Annotated in this window: 4 protein-coding genes; 1 reads left to right on the forward strand and 3 read right to left on the reverse strand. The window is 55.5% G+C overall.

The window, feature by feature from the left end; genetic code table 11:
* Positions 1-3: 3 nt before the first annotated feature.
* Complete coding sequence (locus HLB35_RS14720) at positions 4-3,705, reverse strand: beta strand repeat-containing protein (protein WP_171703156.1); 3,702 nt, start codon at positions 3,703-3,705, stop codon at positions 4-6.
* Positions 3,699-4,301 carry a hypothetical protein gene (locus tag HLB35_RS14725; RefSeq protein ID WP_171703157.1) on the reverse strand — a complete coding sequence of 201 codons (603 nt, stop codon included), beginning with the start codon at positions 4,299-4,301 and terminating at the stop codon, positions 3,699-3,701. Before HLB35_RS14725 ends, HLB35_RS14720 begins: the two co-directional genes overlap by 7 nt.
* Positions 4,302-4,318: 17 nt before the next feature.
* On the opposite strand from HLB35_RS14725, the gene HLB35_RS14730 reads away from it, so the two are divergent.
* Positions 4,319-4,519 carry a hypothetical protein gene (locus tag HLB35_RS14730; RefSeq protein ID WP_171703158.1) on the forward strand — a complete coding sequence of 67 codons (201 nt, stop codon included), beginning with the start codon at positions 4,319-4,321 and terminating at the stop codon, positions 4,517-4,519.
* 111 nt (positions 4,520-4,630) lie between these two features.
* On the opposite strand, the gene HLB35_RS14735 is transcribed toward HLB35_RS14730, so the two are convergent.
* Positions 4,631-6,421, reverse strand: coding sequence for a hypothetical protein (locus tag HLB35_RS14735; protein ID WP_171703159.1), 1,791 nt, complete (start codon positions 6,419-6,421; stop codon positions 4,631-4,633).
* Positions 6,422-6,670: the final 249 nt, after the last annotated feature.

Here is a 6,670-nt window from a genome sequence, read left to right on the forward strand (position 1 = left end):
AGCTCAGCTGGGCGTTGTCACCATCAGTACATGGTTGCTGCCTTGATTCGCATCGGTAATGGTTAAGCGGTCATCACCCACACCACCGAACCAAGTGACGTTGCCCGCATTGACGAACACGTCATCATCGCCGCCAATATTCGTGACGAGGCTTTCGGCGCTGATTAGCACGCCGTCATCCGTCCAGCCTAGCTGGGCGTTGTCGCCCATTAAGACATGCTCACTACCTTGGGCTGCATCGTCGATCTCGAGGGTGTCGTTACCCACACCGCCTATCCAGGTGACATTGCTGGCGTTAACCGACACGGCGTCATCGCCGCCTTCTTCAAAAGCAAGGCTTACAGCGCTGGTTAGGACACTATCGTTAGTCCAAGCCAGCTGGGCATTATCGCCCATCAGTACATGGTTGCTGCCTTGATCCGCATCAGTAATGGTTAAGCGGTCATCACCCACACCACCGACCCAAGTGACGTTGCCTGCATTCACTGTGACGGTGTCATTACCGCCCTCATCAAACGCGAGACTCTCGGCGCTGACTAGCACGCCGTCATCCGTCCAGCTCAGCTGGGCGTTGTCACCCATCAGTACATGGTTGCTGCCTTGATCCGCATCGGTAATGGTTAAGCTGTCATCACCCACACCACCGACCCAGGTGACGTTGCCCGCATTGACGAACACGTCATCATCGCCGCCAATATTCGTGGCGAGGCTTTCGGCGCTGATTAGCACGCCGTCATCCGTCCAGCCTAGCTGGGCGTTGTCGCCCATTAAGACATGCTCACTACCTTGGGCTGCATCGTCGATCTCGAGGGTGTCGTTACCCACACCGCCTATCCAGGTGACATTGCCGGCGTTAACCGACACGGCGTCATCGCCGCCTTCTTCAAAAGCAAGGCTTACAGCGCTGGTTAGGACACTATCGTTAGTCCAAGCCAGCTGGGCATTATCGCCCATCAGTACATGGCTGCTGCCTTGATCCGCATCAGTAATGGTTAAGCGGTCATCACCCACACCACCGACCCAAGTGACGTTGCCTGCATTCACTGTGACGGTGTCATTACCGCCCTCATCAAACGCGAGACTCTCGGCGCTGACTAGCACGCCGTCATCCGTCCAGCCTAGTTGGGCGTTGTCACCCATCAGCACATGCAGACTGTCTTGATCAGCGTCGGTGATGGTTAAGCTGTCATCACCCACACCGCCGAGCCAGGTGACGTTGCCCGCATTGACGAACACGTCATCATCGCCGCCAATATTCGTGGCGAGGCTTTCGGCGCTGACTAGCACGCCGTCATCCGTCCAGCCTAGCTGGGCGTTGTCGCCCATTAAGACATGCTCACTACCTTGGGCTGCATCGTCGATCTCGAGGGTGTCGTTACCCACACCGCCTATCCAGGTGACATTGCTGGCGTTAACCGACACGGCGTCATCGCCGCCTTCTTCAAAAGCAAGGCTTACAGCGCTGGTTAGGACACTATCGTTAGTCCAAGCCAGCTGGGCATTATCGCCCATCAGTACATGGCTGCTGCCTTGATCCGCATCAGTAATGGTTAAGCGGTCATCACCCACACCACCGACCCAAGTGACGTTGCCTGCATTCACTGTGACGATGTCATTACCGCCCTCATCAAACGCGAGACTCTCAGCGCTGACTAGCACGCCGTCATCCGTCCAGCCTAGCTGGGCGTTGTCACCCATCAGCACATGCAGACTGTCTTGATCAGCGTCGGTGATGGTTAAGCTGTCATCACCCACACCGCCGAGCCAGGTGACGTTGCCCGCATTGACGAACACGTCATCATCGCCGCCAATATTCGTGGCAAGGCTTTCCGCGCTGACTAGCACGCCGCCATCCGTCCAGCCTAGCTGGGCGTTGTCACCCATCAGCACATGCTGACTGTCTTGGTCAGCGTCGGTGATGGTTAAGCTGTCATCACCCACACCGCCCATCCAGGTGACGTTGCCCTCATTGACAAACACGTCGTCATCGCCACCAGTCTCCATCGCCAAACTCTCAGCACTGACCAGCACGCCGTCGTCCGTCCAGTTCAGCTGGGCGTTGTCGCCCATCAGCACGTGCTGGCTGTCTTGGTCCGCATCGGTGATGGCTAGCGTGTCGCTGCCCACACCGCCCATCCAGGTAACGTTGCCCGCATTGACGAACACGTCGTCATCACCACCTTCATCGAACGCGAAGCTCTCGGCACTGATGAGCACGCCGTCATTCGTCCAGCCTAGCTGAGCGTTGTCGCCCATTAAGACATGCCCACTACCTTGGGCTGCATCGTCGATCTCGAGGGTGTCGGTACCCGCGCCGCCGAGCCAGGTGACATTGCCGGCATTAACCGACACGGTGTCATCACCGCCTTCTTCAAACGCAAGACTCTCAGCGCTGACTAGCACGCCGCCATCCGTCCAGCCCAGCTGGGCGTTGTCACCCATCAGCACATGCTGACTGTCTTGGTCAGCGTCGGTGATGGTTAAGCTGTCATCACCCACACCGCCGATCCAGGTGACGTTGCCCGCATTGACGAACACGTCATCATCGCCGCCAATATTCGTGGCGAGGCTTTCGGCGCTGATTAGCACGCCGTCATCCGTCCAGCCTAGCTGGGCGTTGTCGCCCATTAAGACATGCTCACTACCTTGGGCTGCATCGTCGATCTCGAGGGTGTCGTTACCCACACCGCCTATCCAGGTGACATTGCCGGCGTTAACCGACACGGCGTCATCGCCGCCTTCTTCAAAAGCAAGGCTTACAGCGCTGGTTAGGACACTATCGTTAGTCCAAGCCAGCTGGGCATTATCGCCCATCAGTACATGGTTGCTGCCTTGATCCGCATCAGTAATGGTTAAGCGGTCATCACCCACACCACCGACCCAAGTGACGTTGCCTGCATTCACTGTGACGGTGTCATTACCGCCCTCATCAAACGCGAGACTCTCAGCGCTGACTAGCACGCCGTCATCCGTCCAGCCTAGCTGGGCGTTGTCGCCCATTAAGACATGCTCACTACCTTGGGCTGCATCGTCGATCTCGAGGGTGTCGCTACCCACACCGCCGATCCAGGTGACGTTGCCTGCATTCACTGTGACGGTGTCATTACCGCCCTCATCAAACGCGAGACTCTCAGCGCTCACTAGCACGCCGTCATCCGTCCAGTCCAGCTGGGCGTTGTCGCCCATTAAGACATGCTCACTACCTTGGGCTGCATCGTCGATCTCGAGGGTGTCGTTACCCACACCGCCGATCCAGGTGACGTTGCCTGCATTCACTGTGACGGTGTCGTCACTGCCGGTATCCGTGGCGAGACTTTCGGCGCTGATTAGCACACCGTCATTCGTCCAGCCTAGAAGAGCGTTGTCGCCCATTAAGACATGCTCACTACCTTGGGCTGCATCGTCGATCTCGAGGGTGTCGTTACCCGCGCCGCCGAGCCAGGTGACATTGCCGGCGTTAACCGACACGGTGTCATCACCGCCTTCTTCAAACACGAGACTCTCAGCGCTGACTAGCACGCCGCCATCCGTCCAGCCCAGCTGGGCGTTGTCACCCATCAGCACATGCTGACTGTCTTGGTCAGCGTCGGTGATGGTTAAGCTGTCATCACCCACACCGCCGATCCAGGTGACGTTGCCCGCATTGACGAACACGTCATCATCGCCGCCAATATTCGTGGCGAGGCTTTCGGCGCTGATTAGCACGCCGTCATCCGTCCAGCCCAGCTGGGCGTTGTCACCATCAGCACATGCTGACTGTCTTGGTCAGCGGCGGTGATGGTTAAGCTGTCATCACCCACACCGCCGACCCAGGTGACGTTGCCTGCATTCATTGTGACGGTGTCATTACCGCCCTCATCAAACACGAGACTCTCAGCGCTGACTAGCACGCCGTCATCCTTCCAGCCTAGCTGGGCGTTGTCGCCCATTAAGACATGCTCACTACCTTGGGCTGCATCGTCGATCTCGAGGGTGTCGTTACCCACACCGCCGATCCAGGTGACGTTGCCTGCATTCACTGTGACAGTGTCATTACCGCCCTCATCAAACGCGAGACTCTCGGCGCTGACTAGCACGCCGTCATCCGTCCAGCCTAGCTGGGCGTTGTCGCCCATTAAGACATGCTCACTACCTTGGGCTGCATCGTCGATCTCGAGGGTGTCGTTACCCACACCGCCGATCCAGGTGACGTTGCCTGCATTCACTGTGACGGTGTCGTCACTGCCGGTATCCGTGGCGAGACTTTCGGCGCTGATTAGCACACCGTCATTCGTCCAGCCTAGAAGAGCGTTGTCGCCCATAAGACATGCTCACTACCTTGGGCTGCATCGTCGATCTCGAGGGTGTCGTTACCCGCGCCGCCGAGCCAGGTATTGCCGGCGTCGCACCGAACGGTGTCATCACCGCCTTCTTCAACCACGAAAACTTAGCGCTAGCACGCCGCCATCCGTCCAGCCCAGCTGGTGTTGTCGCCCATCAGAACATGCTGACTGTCTTGGTCAGCGTCGGTGATGGTTAAGCTGTCAACCCACACCGCCGATCCAGGTGACGTTGCCCGCATTGACGAACACGTCATCATCGCCGCCAATATTCGTGGCGAGGCTTTCGGCGCGTGGTGATTAGCACACCGTCATTCTGGGTCAGCATCAGCTGGGCTCATCCCCAACCCAGCAACATGGTTGTTGGTAAGCGTGCCTTCAAGGTCGGCACTGCTGGCATCGGCCGACATGATAAGCGTATTCGTATCCTGTTTAGCCGCTTCTTGCGGGGTAATAATGACAAACTCGTCGCGCTCGCCGTCATCTTCATAAGGCAGCATCACTGCTTCCGCAATAGAGCGATCCGTATCGCCAGTACCGCCTTCTAAAATCAGCGGACCCTGAATACGGTCTAATACGTTATCTTGAGGCTGGAACTGGCGGTCATTTTCACTACCCGCAGCAGCGATATAGTTTTCATCCAAGCTTATCTCAACCGTAAACTGCTCAAACCAGTCGTCAGCGGTAAACACAACAGCGGGGGTAGAGATACGGTTAATCGTCAATGTGTCTTGTGTTATGCCATTCGCACTTGTCGTAAGGTTTAATGCAGTGCCATCGCTGGATAGATTGTTAACTTTAAACTGCTGGTCATCTTCAGTCGTCAGTATCATGCCTACCGATACATCCAGTGATGACCACGTGCGCCCGTCTTGAAGCACCAACCGCGGGCCGGACTCCACTGGATCCAATACATCAACCTGTATAGACTCTTCAACGATCGTGTCTAGTACAACCCGCTCGTTGTCTACGTCAAAATTGCTGAAACCATCGCTATTGAGACGGACCAACACATTATCAGTTGGCGCCTTCGTTAGTCGTAGAGTGTAGGCATCAGTGCCACCACTGGCGTTAATCCGCGTACCGTCTCCGACCTCCTGCACAACAACATCAGCACTGTTGTTATCGTAAGCACTAACGAGCACCGACCCAGGCTGGATATTTTGATAGAGCGAGTCACTCTGATTAGATGTGATATCAAAATTGATACGCGTATCAAGCCGGTTTGAGACAGTATCGCTATTTACGACAGACACGGTGACTTCCTGGCGTTCCTGCCAATTGTCAGCGGTAAATGTAAAAGTATCCTCATCGACCGCTAAACGATCATCAAACGCAAGCGATACTGTCACGGTTTCGTCGGCCGCAGGCGGTGTGGTCAAGCTAAAGAAGAAAGAGTCCGACTGCTCTGTCCCATTTTCCCCTTCAATAACGGTTAAGCGACGCCCCGTTTGCTCAATGAAAAGATCCCCCTGATCGCTGTCAAACACCGTGATCATGGCATTCGCGATTGCTTGGTCATTAATCTGTGACAACGCCTCAGGAATAGGTTCATCATCAGGCATTGTCACTGAGGCAAGGTGGCTGACAGCAATGTTGCGCGTGCCTTCAATAACACCATCTTTAGGTGCTTTGATGAAGATTTCCTGATCGCTTCCCCAGCCATTTTGGCTGTCAAACACGAAGTCAACCGTTAATGCATTGGTGAACTCGTCACATTCCTCTTTAGACAGCATCACGGTCTGAGGCTTCTTGCCCTCCTGAGCACGAGTTCGGTCCTTCGTCGACGACATAGCCGCTGAAACCGTCAGCGTTACCATAGTCCCATCGGCAATCGACATATCGTTAGGCAACGACAGCCCTAAGGAATAGCTGGCAACATGGCCACCCTCTAATATTCGGGTACCACCGTCCTGATCAATAGTGACAGACCCACGGGATTCGTCGGCAATAGAGACAGGAATGCCATCAATAAGCAAGTTGTCATACGCGCCATCCGCACTAGTGACACCATGAGTAATTAAGCCGCTGCGACCTTCTACATCTGAGGCCACTACACGACCTGTAACATCCCCACCAATACGGAAGGTGTCGCTACCCAAGCCACCCACCAGACGGGTAACTACGTCAAAGGCAGTTGAGAGCACGTAATATTATTCGAATTGTTTATTCCCAGAAATGTTTCCTTGGTGACTTCGGCGCGTATTACAGCCTCTGCATCGCTCAAAATCGACAACGATAGGCGCGTGCTATCTCAACTAGAGGAATACGGTTGTTTGAGTTTTTCTGTTCGGCGACTATGTTTCAACACGAGGACGGAGTAAGCGACCCGGACTGAGCTGAAACAGTCT

It is taken from the genome of Vreelandella azerica (genome assembly GCF_013112225.1).
GTDB classification, from domain to species: Bacteria; Pseudomonadota; Gammaproteobacteria; order Pseudomonadales; family Halomonadaceae; genus Vreelandella; species Vreelandella azerica.